The organism is Pseudomonas sp. Irchel s3h17, assembly GCF_900187505.1.
Classification (GTDB): Bacteria; Pseudomonadota; Gammaproteobacteria; order Pseudomonadales; family Pseudomonadaceae; genus Aquipseudomonas.
On record NZ_FYDL01000023.1, the window covers coordinates 31,704 to 46,586 of the forward strand.

10 protein-coding genes are annotated in these 14,883 nt (G+C 61.9%); 4 read left to right on the forward strand and 6 right to left on the reverse strand.

Annotated elements, in window-relative coordinates; all coding sequences use genetic code 11:
• The 4 genes from CKW25_RS24145 to CKW25_RS24160 all read right to left on the reverse strand — a co-directional run bounded on the left by CKW25_RS24145 (position 1) and on the right by CKW25_RS24160 (position 5,667).
• Positions 1 to 1,356, reverse strand: a complete 1,356-nt coding sequence (locus CKW25_RS24145) for a DUF1254 domain-containing protein (RefSeq protein WP_095083254.1) — start codon at positions 1,354 to 1,356, stop codon at positions 1 to 3.
• Positions 1,357 to 1,529: 173 nt separating this feature from the next.
• Positions 1,530 to 2,867, reverse strand: coding sequence for a DUF1329 domain-containing protein (locus CKW25_RS24150; protein ID WP_095083256.1), 1,338 nt, complete (start codon positions 2,865 to 2,867; stop codon positions 1,530 to 1,532).
• A 12-nt stretch (positions 2,868 to 2,879) separates the two neighbouring features.
• The gene (locus CKW25_RS24155) at positions 2,880 to 4,706 is read right to left on the reverse strand and encodes a DUF1302 domain-containing protein (RefSeq protein WP_095083258.1); all 1,827 of its coding nucleotides are present in this window, start codon (positions 4,704 to 4,706) and stop codon (positions 2,880 to 2,882) included.
• A gap of 97 nt (positions 4,707 to 4,803) precedes the next feature.
• Positions 4,804 to 5,667 carry an AraC family transcriptional regulator gene (locus tag CKW25_RS24160; protein WP_095083259.1) on the reverse strand — a complete coding sequence of 288 codons (864 nt, stop codon included), beginning with the start codon at positions 5,665 to 5,667 and terminating at the stop codon, positions 4,804 to 4,806.
• A gap of 98 nt (positions 5,668 to 5,765) precedes the next feature.
• On the opposite strand from CKW25_RS24160, the gene CKW25_RS24165 reads away from it, so the two are divergent.
• Complete coding sequence (locus tag CKW25_RS24165) at positions 5,766 to 6,689, forward strand: LysR family transcriptional regulator (RefSeq protein ID WP_095083261.1); 924 nt, start codon at positions 5,766 to 5,768, stop codon at positions 6,687 to 6,689.
• Positions 6,690 to 6,767: 78 nt separating this feature from the next.
• On the forward strand, positions 6,768 to 6,986 hold the full coding sequence (locus CKW25_RS24170) for a DUF2970 domain-containing protein (protein ID WP_095083263.1): 219 nt from the start codon (positions 6,768 to 6,770) through the stop codon (positions 6,984 to 6,986).
• 8 nt (positions 6,987 to 6,994) lie between these two features.
• Here CKW25_RS24170 and CKW25_RS24175 read toward each other — a convergent pair whose 3' ends face one another.
• Positions 6,995 to 8,077 carry an ABC transporter substrate-binding protein gene (locus CKW25_RS24175; RefSeq protein WP_095083265.1) on the reverse strand — a complete coding sequence of 361 codons (1,083 nt, stop codon included), beginning with the start codon at positions 8,075 to 8,077 and terminating at the stop codon, positions 6,995 to 6,997.
• Positions 8,078 to 8,598: 521 nt separating this feature from the next.
• Between CKW25_RS24175 and CKW25_RS24180 the strand changes: the two genes are divergently transcribed.
• Positions 8,599 to 10,257, forward strand: a complete 1,659-nt coding sequence (locus CKW25_RS24180) for a nitrite/sulfite reductase (protein WP_095083267.1) — start codon at positions 8,599 to 8,601, stop codon at positions 10,255 to 10,257.
• Positions 10,241 to 10,735: a DUF934 domain-containing protein gene (locus CKW25_RS24185; protein ID WP_095083269.1), complete on the forward strand. Its 495-nt coding sequence runs from the start codon at positions 10,241 to 10,243 to the stop codon at positions 10,733 to 10,735. Before CKW25_RS24180 ends, CKW25_RS24185 begins: the two co-directional genes overlap by 17 nt.
• Before the next feature lie 50 nt (positions 10,736 to 10,785).
• Here CKW25_RS24185 and CKW25_RS24190 read toward each other — a convergent pair whose 3' ends face one another.
• Complete coding sequence (locus CKW25_RS24190) at positions 10,786 to 14,664, reverse strand: dermonecrotic toxin domain-containing protein (RefSeq protein ID WP_256578017.1); 3,879 nt, start codon at positions 14,662 to 14,664, stop codon at positions 10,786 to 10,788.
• Between the last annotated feature and the right edge of the window lie 219 nt (positions 14,665 to 14,883).

Here is a 14,883-nt window from a genome sequence, read left to right on the forward strand (position 1 = left end):
TCAGCCCTCGCCCTTGATGGCTTCGATGGTCGGTAACGGGTAGCGGCCATCCAGTGCCCGCTGTTGCGGCAGGTACAACCGCAGCATCAGGTTGAACGGCCCTTGCGGCGTCGGCAGCCAGTTGCTCTGGGCGTCCTGCGCCGGCGTCGGGTGCGCCAGGGTCAGGGTCAGGCCACCATCGGCGTCGTATCGCAGGTCGGGGCTGCGATCGCCCAGGGAGTAACGCGCCAGCGGGTTGGCCACCAGCAATTGGCGCTTGCCGTCGTACAGGGTCAGGGACCAGAAGGCATCCACCGGTGGCAACTGCCCGGCGGCGAAATGCAGGCGATAGGTTTTATTGCCATCGAGCAACTGGCCCTGGGCGTCATGCAGTGCCATGGGGTACAACGCTTCGGCAGGATCGTTGGCATAGATGTATCGCCAGGCCACGGCCGCGCGAGTCAGGTCATCGTCACCGAACTTGCCGACATTGGACGGCGAGCGGAACCAGCCTTGCTGCTCCACGGACAGCTTGCTGGAGGCAACTCGCACCTGTTCGCGGCCGGCTTCTGCGCCTTCGGCCACCGCGGCCTTGAGGTCTTGCGGCGGCGCGAATCCGACACCTGGCTGGAGGCCGATTTCGGCATAGCGCGCCAGTTTCTGCTGCTCGGCGGGTGCCCACTGGTGCAGCGCGGCGAGGTGGTTGAAGCGCTCGAACAACGCCACCGCTGGCCCCTGCTTGCTGTCCTGATAGACCGGCAACTGCAGGGTGGGCAGCGCCGCGGGTGCTGGGGTTCCCAGCACTCTGGACAGGGGCTGCAAGGCGTAGCCCTTGAGCACGTGCGCGGCCTGCTCAAGGTCGGCGGCGCCCTTGACCTCAGTGCGCCCGATCAGGAACACCACGCGGCTCGGCGAGCGAATTACCCCATTGAAACCGGCCGGTACCTCACCCTGCCAGTCCGGGCCGGCGATCAGGTAGCGCCCGGCCTTGCTGCCGGTCGCGCGGGTGCCGATGTAGTCGAGGTTGTCGGTGCGCAGGTCCACCAACTGGAAGTTGTAGTAACGCCCCTCGACCTCGGGAACTTGCAGCACCTGCGGCTCGCCGCGCAGGTCGAGCAAGGCGCGGGAATAGAAGGTGTCGTTGTTCGGCGACACCACTTTGTCGTCCTGCGGCCCCAGCAAGCGTGGCTCGCTGTACAACACATTGAACGGCAGCCTGGCGGCGATGGCGCTGAGCACTTTGTTGTGCTCGCCGGTAGCGAAGGCAAACACATAGGCTTCCTGGGCCAGGGCCCGGGCCTGCTGTTGATCGAGGCTGGCGGCCTGTACAGCGCTCGCGCCGAGCCCCAAGGCTAATGCGGTCATCCAGTGGCGCATGGCAATTTCTCCTGACAGCAATGAAAGCGGCGCCCACCACTGCTCTGTAGGAGCGAGCGAGCTCGCGATGAACTCAAGAGCGACGCGTTTATTCAGAAAGTACGCGTCTTCGTTAACGTCCATCGCGAGCAAGCTCGCTCCTACATTTTTGCTGTGATGCCCCGCAGGACGGCTTACTTGGCCCAGCGCCGCAGGTCCGACGGGGTGTAGTCGTCGGTCTTGGCGGCGAAGCCGACACGCATCGGCTCGACCTCTTCGTTGGCCAGGCCACCGGCGTAGTAGCGCCCGGCGATCAGGTCATAGGACGTTTCCAGCACGTTGTAGGTGAAGCCGTGGTCGTAGTGCTGGATCGCATGCAGTTCACCGCTGCGCCACAGTTCGCCGCGGCTGTCGTACTGGTCCGCTTGCGCGATCTGCCAGCTGTCCTCATCCACATAGAAGCGGCGTTTGGCATAGATGTGCCGGGCGTTGGGCTTGAGCGTCGCCTCCACCACCCAGACCCGGTGCTTCTCGTAGCGGGCCAGGTCCTGGTTGACGTGGTTGGGCTTGATCACCGCGTCGTACTTGAGCTCGTGGCTGCCGATCTTGTAGCTGTTGTAGGGGATGTACAGCTCTTGCTTGCCCACCAGTTTCCAGTCGAAACGGTCCGGCGCACCGTTGTAGCCATCGATGTTGTCGGCGGTGATCAGGCCGTTGCTGTAACGGGCGCTGTTGTCGTAGGCGATCATCGGCGCACGACGCACCCGACGCTGCCCCGGCAGGTACTGCCAGGCCGAACGCGGCTCGGCCACCTGGTCGATCGGCTCATGCACCAGCACCGCTTCACCGGACAGGCGCGCCGGCTCCAGTACGCGGCTCTTGAACATGAACAGGGTGTTGGACGCCGGTTCAAGGCCGCTGATGGTATCGGCGAAGTTGATCAGCGACTGGTTGCGCACGTAGCTGGTGGCACCGTTTTCACGGACCAGCGCCGAGCTGCTGATGCGCTCGTAGCTGCCGCCGCGATAGCGGGTCATGTGGTTCCACATCACCTCGAGGCCTTCGGTGGGCAGCGGGAACGGAATGCCGTGAGCATAGTCATGCAGCCCGTTGCCGCCGTCGGCCATGCTGGTCTTGGCGACGTTTTCACGACTCTGATCGAGCACCGTTTTAGGCAGGTTGGCACTGCGGTGGGTCGGGTAGATGTTCATCTTGTAGGTGTCGGGAAAGCGTTTGAACAACGCAACCTGCCCGGGGCTGAGGAACTTCTGGTACTGCGCCACGTTCTGCGCGGTGATGGTGAACAGCGGCTTTTCATTGGCATAGGGGTCGCTGTAGCCGCCCTTGCTGTCGACCTTGCCGGCGGAACGGGTCAGGCCGCCGGTCCAGGCCGGGATGCTGCCGTCGGCATTGGCCGCGATTTCCGAGCCCATGGGCGTCAGGGTCTTACCCAGGGTGGCTGAATCGGTACCTTTGGCGTGCGCCAGGCTCGCCGCGCAGGCCAGGGCCAGCACACAAATTTGCATACGCATCACTGATACTCCTTAGAAGTCGACCTTGAAGCTGACCGAGGCAAAATCGCGATCGTCCAGGGTGCTGTAGTCGTTGGAACCGAAGAAGGCGTTGTAGGCCAGTTCCACGCTGTAATCGTTGAGGTAGTTGGTGGTCAGGCTCAGCCCCAGTGCCTGCTGGCCTTCCTGGAACGGCCCTTGCGGGTCATAGGAGTAACCCGACACGTCATGGCGCCAGTTGACCGCCGGGATCAGGTTGACCCCCGGTAAAACGTCGCTGTACTCGAGGCTGGCGCGCAGGCGATAACCCCAGGACCAGTCGGTGGCAAAGCCATCGTCCGTGCAGTACTGGTTGGTAACGCCCGATGCCACGGTGTTGCACGGCATGCCGTTTTTCGGGCGGCTGCGACCGAAGGCGGCGTTACGCCCCAGGCGTTCGTCGTCCAGGTCCTCGATGTGCACCACGCCGAGTTCGCCGAACAGGCTCAAGCGCGTGGCGCCGAGGATGTTGTCGTAGGCCTGGGTCGCCGACCCGGTCATCTGCCAGACCCCCTTGCGCACCCAGCCGTCATAACGGTCGCCCTGGGTGGTGCTGAAGCCCGCTGGCAGGTCGACCCAGGAACTGCCGCCCGGACCGGAAATCACCGCCACGTTGATGTCCGGTGCGTTGATCGCCAGCGGCATGTTCGGCCGGTAGCTGATTTCACCCGCCAGGGAAATCCCCGAGTTGGGCTCGACACCGTTGAGGCTGAAACCGTACAGGCGAATGTCTTCCGGGAACGCGGCGGCGTAGCTCGGATTCTGCACGCCGCCAGGGAAGGTCCCGGGCTGGCTGACATCCCGCGCATTCAGGGTGAAGTACGGCAGGCGCGAGTGATAGTTGATGAAGTAGATCGCCGCTTCCGCGTCGTTCAGCGCCGGGATCATGTTGCGCAGGGCGAAGCCGAACTGGCCATTGTCGGACGGCGATTCATTGCCCCGGGAAGTGGCGTACAAGCCGGAATTCTGCATTTGCTGGTCGGTCTGCACCTGGCTCAGGTACAGCGGTCCGCAACCCTTCTGGATCGCATCGCTGCTGGCGAAGAAGGTGCCGCAACCGTCGAGCACGCTCTCGCGCCAGTTGTATTGATAGAAGCCTTCCAGGTTCAGGCTGTCGGTCAGGCCGAAGCTGAAGGACAGCATCTCCACCGGCAACTGGCCTTCCTTGATTTCCACGCCGGGGCGGTTGAATGCCGAGATGTCCAGCGGGTTGATCACGTTGATGCCGTTCTGGATCAGCAGTGCCTCACCCCAGGACAACACCTGGTTGCCGACCTTGACGTTCAGCGGCCGGTCGGCGACCACGAAGTCTTTCCAGACATAGGTGTCCAGGGCCTTGAAGCCCTTGAACTTGGACAGGTCGTCCCAGCCCGAGTCATCGAAGTCCTTGAACCGGCCGTCACGGGTTTCGTAGGCATGGTCGTACCAGTACTTGAAGCGGACGAAGGCCCCCTGCCCCTGACCGTCGAGGCTGAAGTCCGTCAAGCCCTTGAAGTTCTGCGAGATCGGGTCGCCGCGCTCGAAGTTTAGCCGGTTGTCGTCGGCGCTGACGCTGCTGCCGTTGGCCTGCTTGCCTTGCGCCTGCAGGGCGTTGGCGCGGGTCATCATGCTCTTTTCAGGGTTCTGGGTGGACCAACTGCTCCCCAGGGTCAGGGTGGTCTTGGTCGACAGGCTCCAGTCTTCATTGAGGTCCAGCGTGGTCGCCTGGGCGGGCGCGACCATGACGGCCAGTATCGCCAGTGCGAGAGGGTGCGGTCGGGTGTGGCCAGGCCGTTCGCGTCGTGGACGGACGCAGGCATTGGCCGAGCATGTTCTTATCATTATTAGGCTCCGGTCAGATTTACTCAGCCCGGTCAAAATGCCCAACAATCAAACAATAGGCGCAAGCGCGGCGCGACAAAAAATGATCATCCGGATATCACGCCAGATCGCCGCACGCCTGGAAATGCCCCAGACGAAACTGCTTGGGGGTGATCCCGAACTGCTTGCGAAAGGCACGGATAAAGTTGCTGGGCTGGCGATACCCCAGGCGCTCGGCGATCCGTTCGATGGGCTGGTCGCCCGCCGTCAGCCAGTGCCGAGCCAGCTCCAGGCTGTCGCTGCGGGTGTCGCTGGGGGCCGCCACCTGCCAATGGCGCAGCATGCTCTGGTGCAGGAACGGATTGGCGCTGAGTAGCGGCAAATCCAGGGCGTGCAGCGGCAGGATCAGGCACGGGTGCTCGCCTGCTTCGACACGCACCCCCTGCCCGCCGAGCCAGTCTCCAGCGGCTTGTCCGGGCGCCAGCCGGACATGACTGAACAGCTCGCCTGGCGCGGTACCGACCCGCCGGGAGATATTGCGCACCAGGCTGAGCGTGGCCGCGTCCAGGCCAAAAAAATGTGGCAGCGCCTGGGCCGGGCGCAGGTGCAGGCGAGCCTCGCCGTCCACCTCTTCGAGTTCGGCCAGCACGTGATTGGTGACCCGTGGCAGGTAGTCGGTAAAGCAGCCCAGGCTGACCCGCAGGGTCGCGGCCGAATCCAGCAGGATGTTCATGCCTTGCAGGCAACTGGTGGCCATGCCGTTGACCAGCTCGCAGCCAAAGTGGCGCCCGACACCGGCGATTTCGCATTCACGCCACAGCTGTTCCACCAAGCGTGCCGGGATGTGCTGCTGTTGATCATCGAGCCACGACAGACTGATGCCGGCACGCTGCAACAACTCCTCCTCACACAGGCCGATCTGCCGGGCATGACTGAGAATGGTGCGGGTGAAGGCGCTGGAAGCGAAGGTTTGATCGGACATGAGCGACCGCTGAAGGTAAACGAGGATTGTACTTATGCCAGCCCCTGTGCTATCGATCAAATGCATTAAAAGTATCCATCAAATGCAGGAGACGCATAGTGGACCTCCGTCAGCTTCGCCACCTGGTTGCCCTGGCCGACTACCGCAGTTTTGTGCGGGCCGCCGAGGCGATCAATCTCAGCCAGCCGGCCTTCAGCCGCAGTATCCAGACCCTGGAGCGCGACCTCGATTGCGCGCTGGTGGAACGCAGCAGTCGCGAGTTCCGCCTGACGGGCCAGGGCCAACTGGTGCTGCAGCATGCAAGGCGGTTGTTGGCCGGTAGCCAGGCCCTGCACAACGAACTGATGCAATACAACGGCCTGACCGGCGGCGAACTGCATTTCGGCTGCGGCCCCTACCCCGCGCAATTGCTGGTGCCGGAAGCGCTGGCCGAATTCATCAGCGCCCACCCGGCGATCCGCACCCGCTTCGATCAGGGCGACTGGGAGCAACTGGCGGTCTGGCTCAAGGAGCAACAGATCGAATTCCTGGTGGCCGACGCGCGCTACTTCACGGGCGACCCGCAGTATCAGGTGCAACTGCTGAGCCCCCGGCGCGGACGGTTCTTCTGCCGGACCGGACACCCGCTGGCCCGCGCCGGGAACCTGCCACTGCGCGCCTTGCTCGACTACCCGGTGGTGGGTACGCGCATTCCGCCGATGATCCGCAAGATCCTCGCCGATGTGATGGGCGAAGCCGACTTCGAGACTCGCGTGGAATGCGCCCAGTTCGATGCGATCCGCCGCGTGGTGATGCGTTCCGATGCCGTCGGCATCGCCACCATGGAGGCCTTGAGCGAACTGGCCAGAAAGGGCGAGATCAGCTTGCTGACCTTCACCGACATCCCCAGGGATGACCCGGGCCTGCAGTTGCATTACGGCGTGGTCAGCCGCGCCGGCCATTCACTGACGCCGGCGGCACAGGCGATGGTGCAAGCCATTGTCACGGTGGATCGACGGTTGCTGGCGATGGAAGCCCTGTAGCGGGCACCGGCGTGCTGGCCCACTCCCCCCCGCAGATTTGACTATGCTTGCCTCACACCCACCGGTGACGAGGGATTTATGGACGATCCAGTCGACAACAAGCCACCCAGTTTCTGGCAGATGCTGCACAGCGTCCTGGCGGCGGCCTTCGGCGTGCAGAGCGGCAAAAACCGCGCCCGCGACTTCACCCACGGCAAGCCGAGTCATTTCGTGGTGCTGGGAATTGTGTTCACCGCCGTCTTTGCGTTGACGCTGTTCGGCATCGTGAAACTGGTGGTGCATCTGGCCGGAATTTGATCGGCGTCTCAGTGCATCAGGGTTTGCAGGCTGAACGGGTAGCGATAGCTCAACGGACGATGCTTGGCCGACAGGCTGCGAAAGTTCACCCCGTAGTCCTGGGTGTCTTGCTGCGCCAGCATGCGCCTGGCCTGTGACCGGTCAATCAGCTGCAACAACGGAACCTGTCGATCACGACCGCCATATTGGTCGACCGGGACGCCCTGTTCATAGTCATGCAATTGCACCAGCGCCCAGCCGCCCAGGCTGAAGTGCCCGCCCAGCAACACGCTCAGGCGCCGGTCCAGCAGGGCCTGCAAAGCAGCCGGTGAGGTATTGACCGCACTGAACACTGCACCCTCGCCCGGTATGCCACCGGACTCTTCGTAAGCCTGCATCGCACCGAACGCCATCTCGTCGTTGGCGGACCAGATCAGCGACACCTTGGGGTAGCGCTTGAAGAGCAGCTGCGCTTGTTCGTAGGCCCGCTCACGACTCCAGGCACCGTACACCAACTGGCGCAGCACGACCTCGGGATGCTCGCGCAACGCACGCCTCATGCCTTTCTCGCGCAACTGCGCAGCGGGGGTGATCTTCAATCCGGAAAACACCAGCAGCTCGAGCTGCTGGCCAGGGGCGGCGGGATGCAAGCGGATCAACTCCTTGAGCATCAGGTAGCCACCCTCCTCGTCATTGGTGACCAGGCTACCGAGCCACTCGGGGTACTTTTCCCGAGGATCGCCCAACAACGCCAGTTGGTCGTCGGTCAGGCTGTTATTGACGATAAACAGCTTCACCCCGCTGCCCCGGGACAGGCGCAGGATCTCCGGTGCCACGTACTGCTCGTTGACGAACACCAGATAGTCCGGACGCCGCGGCCCCAACAAGGCCTCGCGCGCCTGCTTGATCGTGGTCTCGGCCACGCGCTCGGAATATTGCACCTCAAGGTCAATGCCCAGGTCCCGGGCGGCGGCCTCCATGAACCGGGTATAGCTGACCCAGAACACTTCGCTGGAGTTACCGGGATTAAGGAATAGCACCGACTCGGCTTGCGCGCCGGGTCCGTAGACCGCGCAAACCGTCAGCACCATTCCATAAAGAAACTTGAACATTGAACATCCGGGCCCGGTCACCAGCCGCGCATTATAGCCAGCGAAATGCTGGCAAATCGCGATTAATTGGCGTTTTGTCCGACAACCGTCGGATCAGGGCCCGGTTTGACGGACTTATTGATGGCTGACCCAGTACACCGCAGTGCCCACTACCAGGAGGATCAGGAACAGGATTGCCCACGCATCGACGCTGCTGTCGCTCTTCTGTGCTTTGGTCGGGTTGCTCATTGCATCGCCTCTTGTCGGTTTTATCGGTGATTGCATAAAGACTCGATCACAGTTAAGTCGATGATTGCCCGCACGACAACTTGAGGGTCGTATAGCAATCAGTCTCATTAGTCGATTTGGTTCTTTATATATACTAAAACATCACTTTTGCGCATAAACGCAAACTGATATCTTGCCCCGGCTCCGTGGGGAGTGCGCGGCCGTGCGCGCAGAATTGCCAAGGCGTTTTCACAGTCAAGCGAGCGAGAAACGCAGCGGATTGCGAGTAGCCCAAGCCTGAGAACAGGACTTATATGTACGTATACGACAAGTACGATCAGCGGATCATCGAGGACCGCGTCAAGCAGTTCCGTGATCAGACCCGACGCTATCTGGCAGGCGAACTGAGCGAAGAAGAATTCCGCCCCCTGCGCCTGCAAAATGGCCTTTATATCCAGCGCTTCGCCCCGATGCTGCGGGTTGCCGTGCCTTACGGCCAACTGACTTCGCGCCAGACGCGAATGATGGCCAGGATCGCTCGCGACTACGACAAGGGCTACGCCCACATCAGTACCCGGCAGAACGTGCAGTTCAACTGGCCGGCACTGGAAGACATCCCGGACATCCTGGCTGAGCTGGCCACCGTGCAGATGCACGCCATCCAGACCAGCGGCAACTGCCTGCGCAACGTCACCACCGACCAGTTCGCCGGTGTCGCCGCCGACGAGTTGATCGACCCGCGCCCCTGGTGCGAGATCGTGCGCCAGTGGACCACCTTCCACCCGGAATTCGCCTACCTGCCGCGCAAGTTCAAGATTGCAATCAACGGGTCGACCTCCGACCGCGCCGCGATTGAAGTCCATGACATCGGCCTTGAACCGGTGCACAACGCCGCCGGTGAGCTGGGCTTCCGCGTACTGGTCGGTGGCGGCCTGGGCCGTACCCCGGTGGTCGGCGCGTTCATCAATGAGTTCCTGCCGTGGCAAGACCTGTTGAGCTACCTGGACGCCATCCTGCGGGTGTACAACCGCTATGGCCGTCGCGACAACAAGTACAAGGCGCGGATCAAGATCCTGGTCAAGGCCCTGACGCCCGAGGTTTTCGCCCAGAAAGTCGACGCGGAAATGGAGCACCTGCGCGGTGGCCAGACCACCTTGACCGACGCCGAAGTGCATCGCGTCGCCAAACACTTTGTCGACCCGGACTACAAGGCCCTGAGCAACCAGGTCGCCGAGCTTGCCGAGCTCGACAAGCAGCACCCGGGCTTCGCTCGCTGGCGCACCCGCAACACCCTGGCCCACAAAAAGCCGGGCTATGTGGCCGTGACCCTGTCGCTCAAGCCGACCGGCGTTGCTCCGGGCGACCTGACCGACAAGCAGCTCGACGGCGTTGCCGACCTGGCCGACCGCTACAGCTTCGGCCAGCTGCGCACCTCCCACGAGCAGAACATCATTCTGGCTGACGTTGAGCAGGGCCAACTGTTCACCCTGTGGGGCGAGTTGCGCGAGCAAGGCTTTGCCACCCCGAACATCGGCCTGTTGACCGACATCATCTGCTGCCCCGGCGGTGACTTCTGCTCCCTGGCCAACGCCAAGTCGATTCCGATTGCCGAAGCCATCCAGCGCCGTTTCGACGACCTGGACTACCTGTTCGACATCGGTGAACTGGACCTGAACATCTCCGGTTGCATGAACGCCTGCGGTCACCACCACGTCGGCCACATCGGCATCCTGGGCGTGGACAAGAAAGGTGAAGAGTTCTACCAGGTGTCCCTGGGTGGCAGCGCCAGCCGCGACGCCAGCCTGGGCAAGATCCTCGGCCCGTCGTTCGCCCAGAACGACATGCCGGACGTGATCTCGAAGCTGATCGACGTGTACGTGGAACAACGTACCGAAGACGAACGCTTCATCGACACCTATCAACGTATCGGCATCGACCTCTTCAAGGAACGCGTCTATGCAGCGAATCATTAAGAACAACGAGGTCGTCGACGAAACCTGGCACTTGCTGCCCAAGGACGCGACCCTCGACGGCATCTCCAATTGCGACGACCTGATCGTCCCGCTGGCCCTGTGGCGTGAACATGCTCACGCCCTCAAGGCCCGCGATGGCGGTCTGGGTGTGTGGCTGGATGCCGAAGAAGAAGCCGAGGAAATCGGTGATGACGTCGATCAGTTCCAGGTGATTGCCTTGAACTTCCCGGCGTTCACCGACGGGCGAAACTACTCCAACGCACGCCTGTTGCGTGACCGTTATGGCTTCAAGGGTGAGCTGCGGGCGATCGGCGATGTGCTGCGCGACCAGCTGTTCTACCTGCGTCGCTGCGGTTTCGACGCTTACGCGTTGCGCGCCGACAAGGACCCGTATGAAGCCCTGGAAAGCCTCAAGGACTTCTCGGTGACCTACCAGGCCGCCACCGACGAACCGCTGCCGCTGTTCCGTCGCCGCTAACGGGCCAAGGCCTTGAACCCCGCCCCGGGGTTCAAGACTTGCTGTCTTCATCAGCCCCCCAGCAGATCCTCGATCGGAATCGGTCTGCCCGTGTGGACCCAGTCCCTGTACAACCTGACCTTGTTCTCCAGGCGCGTGAAACTGGCGAAGGGGTTCTCGGCATCCAGCGTCGACAGCGCGACATCCCTGCTCAACACCCCCCACAACTCCTCCGAGGCATCGGCCTCACTCAACAAATGCCAGACTCTCGCCTGAATCACTGGATAGGCCACCCGAAAATCAGCGGTGCGGCTCAGGCTCTCTATCGTTCGCAAAAAACGCGCTCCCCGGGGCCTGGCGACCAGCCGCTGCCATAGCAAACGCATCAGCTCGACATGGGCCTCAGGCAGGCGCTGCAACCACACCGCCGGTTGAGTGACACTCAGGTCGGGGGCGCTCAACCAAAGATTCAGGCCGGTGTGTTCTCGATGGGTAACGATGCGCCGCAGGCTGTCCTCGTCCGTCAGTGGATTGCCCCACAGGCGGACCCGGTCCCTGGCCACGGCCTGGACCAGGACGGCAGGGGGAAACCGGGAAATCCGGTTGTTACTGAGGTCCAGCAATTCCATGGAGGGTTGTTCAGGAATACCAACGGGACAATGGGTAATGCCGGTACCGCCGAGGTTCAACCTGCGCAAATCCGTCATGCCAAACACCAGCGGCGGGACGCCCAGCGGATTATCGCTCAAGTCCAGCACCTGCAAACCCACCAGCTGAGACAACTGCCCCGCCGATTGCTCGGTCAGTTCCAGCCAGGTCGACTTGAGGTTCAGTGTGGTGAGGTGGGGCATGCGAGTAATCGCAGGCGGCAAGCGCACCTCAAGCACTCCGTGGGGATTGACCTGTCGCAGGTCGACGCTCTCCATGTTCAAGGTGCGCAGATTGGGAAAGCACCCCAGGAAACCTTCCAGCCCCTCTGGTCGCGCCAGCTGGAAACCTTTCATGGACAACTCGACGACGTCATTGAATTTTGCAGCCAGAAAGGGCAGTGAATGGAAGTACTCGAAGTCCAGGTCCAGTTTGTAGCCCAGCAGTTGCGCGCCCGAATAGACATGAGTGTCGACATGCCCGCGTTTTTGCCAGAAGCTCATCAACTCGGACACCAGCTCAATCCGCGCCTCTCGCTCAAGGTCAAACGCCTCGTCGGCACGCTCCACGTTTTCCTGCTCAATCTGGGCCGCATCCATCCCCTGAGCCTCTTCTTCACCCTCGACCAGAAAATCGATAGCCATCTCGTCGATTTCCTGCAGGACCTGGTCGACCCATTGGCGTAAATCGAGATCGAGTTGGCTCAGTTGCATTTCCAGCCGCGCCAGTTGCTCCATCGCCCCGGCGCCCAGGTTCTGCAGAAATTCAGCGGCCTGCGCCGGGGTAAAACCGGTGTAAATCGACCTGATGTGAACGATCTCGATATCCCGAGTCAACGCCGCCCCCTGCGAGGTCGCCGGATAACCTCCGCCTCGCAGCCCCGGCGCCTCGAAAAGCAGCCCGGAGTCCATTCGCGAAAGCCCGGTGATGAGTTCGGAACGCGGCAGTGTTCGCTCGCTGATTTTCCGCCTCAGGCCGCGCGCGGCATCCAGCGGTTGCAGCTGCAACGCATCACGTTCGGACTCTGACAGCAGGTCGAGAACAGCTTGATAGACATCGTGGGCGTCCGGCCGATAGACACCCTGCGCATCGTGCCCGCTATATCGGCGACCCACTTTGATCAGGTACCTGCAGTCATGGGACGCGAACGGCCCGACCTGATCCAGGAGGCGTCCCGCCGCTGACCCCTCGCGCACCTCGATACGCAGCGACTTCGGCCATCCGGGCAACGCTTGCAGAGAGTGCAGCGCCAGTGCGTCAGTCTCCGGGTTTTGTATGGATTGAAGGTAAAGCCCTTCATAGGCACGATTGAGCCGAACGTGTTGCCGATACTGGCTGGCCTTGCCATCCAGCCGCCGGAGCAGGCGCCGGCTTTCGGCCACTGTCGGCGGCGCCTGAATATCCACGCCTGACCGGTCGAGCAGTTGTTCTATAGCGCCTTTAGGCAAGCCTGGGTACTGACGTTGAAACAGCCTGACCCATTCATTGTCAGAGTGCTGGAAGCTGTCATATCGAGCCTGAAAGCGCATCGCCAGGGCAGTGGTGGCCTGTTCCCCGGGGATCGCCTGCAGGGTTTCGCGCTGAAGATCCTGATCGATTCTGAAACGGCTGATGGTATCAGCCAACAGCGGCGTCGGCGGACGGCGCCCCGCCTGCATCAACCGCAGCATATCGTTGTCGACCGCGCTGACATTGCCGATCTGGTGCAGTACCTCATCGCTGAATGACGCCACCGGCGCGCCGATGCCGCGTATCAACTCCAGGCGCGTGGTGGTGCCTGACGGTGTGGCTTCCACAGGCTGTACCTCGGGCATCTCGGGCCTGATGACAGGTTCTCCCGGGGTCTCCACCGGCCCTGGCAGCGTCTCCACGGCCCCCTCGCCCTTGAGTGCCGCACCCGCGCCCAACAGCGGCAGTGCATTGAGCAAACCAAACACCACGCGGGTCACGCCCACGGATGAATCATCCGGCTGCTTGCCATTCATTGCCTGGTCCAGCCCATACCCGGCATCGATGATCCCGGCCAACACCAACAAGCCCTCACCCCCCGGCACAAACAGGGCCAAAGGTCCGAACCTGTTGATCCATTGCACAATGGGTTCGACCACCGCACTCAGGTTATCCCGATTGACTTGCGCATCATCGCGAATGGTTTCAATGCTGGCATTCGCCGCCTGCTTCATGCTCAGGGCTAGCTGTGCGAAAGGATCGGTGCCGGGAGACACCACTTCAAGATGAACATACTCGGCCGGGTCCCAGTACCCGTCGTCGTTGAAGAATCCGTGGCCCTGTTTCAGGTGGTGTTGGCGCGGGTATAGCGCCATGCCATCCAGTGCGGTCGACACACCGGCATGAAAGGTACCGTCATGACGGTCGTCCTCGGCAAAGTGGGCCGCCAGCGCCCGCTTTCGCTCCCCATCCTGGCCCTGCTCCACGATCCAGCGGTGCAAGGCCCTGGCATCGACGAAGTCATGGATCGGTGAGGAGTTGCCCGGGATGTACAGAATTATCCTGGGACTGGAGCGGTGGCGGAAACTCCATATATCGCTGGCGGTGTAACGATAAAGTACCAGTCGTGCGACTTCGACCGGACTGGGAGCGCGCATGAGCGCCTGCAACGGCTCGATCGCCAGTTGCTGCCACGGTTGATCCGGCGCCAAACCCGCGGCCCGCAAAGCCAGTTCGAACCCCTGCCGTGTAAGGGTGTTTTCCTGCCGTTGCAGGTACGCGGCCATGACAAAGGCCGCCTTGACCGACGTCCTCAGTGCACAGGCGCCAGGCGCAACGATCACCTCATCCGAGGGCCAGGCCCGCTCCACATACTCACGGTATTGGTCCTTGAGCTCCAGTTCCCATACCCACTTCTTGAAGTCGGCGGGTCGCAGCCTTAGCTGCGTCAAGGGACCATAGGTTTGCGGGGCCGTGTGGCGATAGATGCCTTCATAGGTGTCATGGTTGCCATTACCCACATAGGCAAACTCATCGACATGGTCGACCAACCGTACCTGCGGGCCGATATCGGGAGGCGTGTACAAGCCGAACGCGGTTTCCCCGAAACGTCCGTCACCCACCGTTTGATAGTTGCAGAGTAACGCCTGAGCCAGGCTTTGGGCGTTCGCTACCCGACCCTGCTGAACCCCGTTTTGTGCAGGATGGCCGTGATAGTTGTAGTTGAGCGTGACCAACTGCGTGGTCAGGGGTGCAATGTCTGCTCCCCATTTCGTTTGAATGAGTTGGCCGGCGAACTGCTCCGGCGACAGGGGTAAAGCCTTTTCGACCGCTGCCTTTAACCCATCGCGCATGGGAGTGATTGGGACAGCGTGTGTGTCTGAGGCTTCGGGCTCTTGAGACTCGATCATTGTGCAATTCCTTTGCGGCTGGTTGAAGAAGCGTCAGCCTAAATGGACTCAGCACTTGACCATCGCAGGAAAACTCGTCAGCACCTCACGAAACGCCAATGGCACAAGTCGGAAAAATGCACCTGCAGTGGATACGCTTAATTACATTGCCATTGTGTAGTG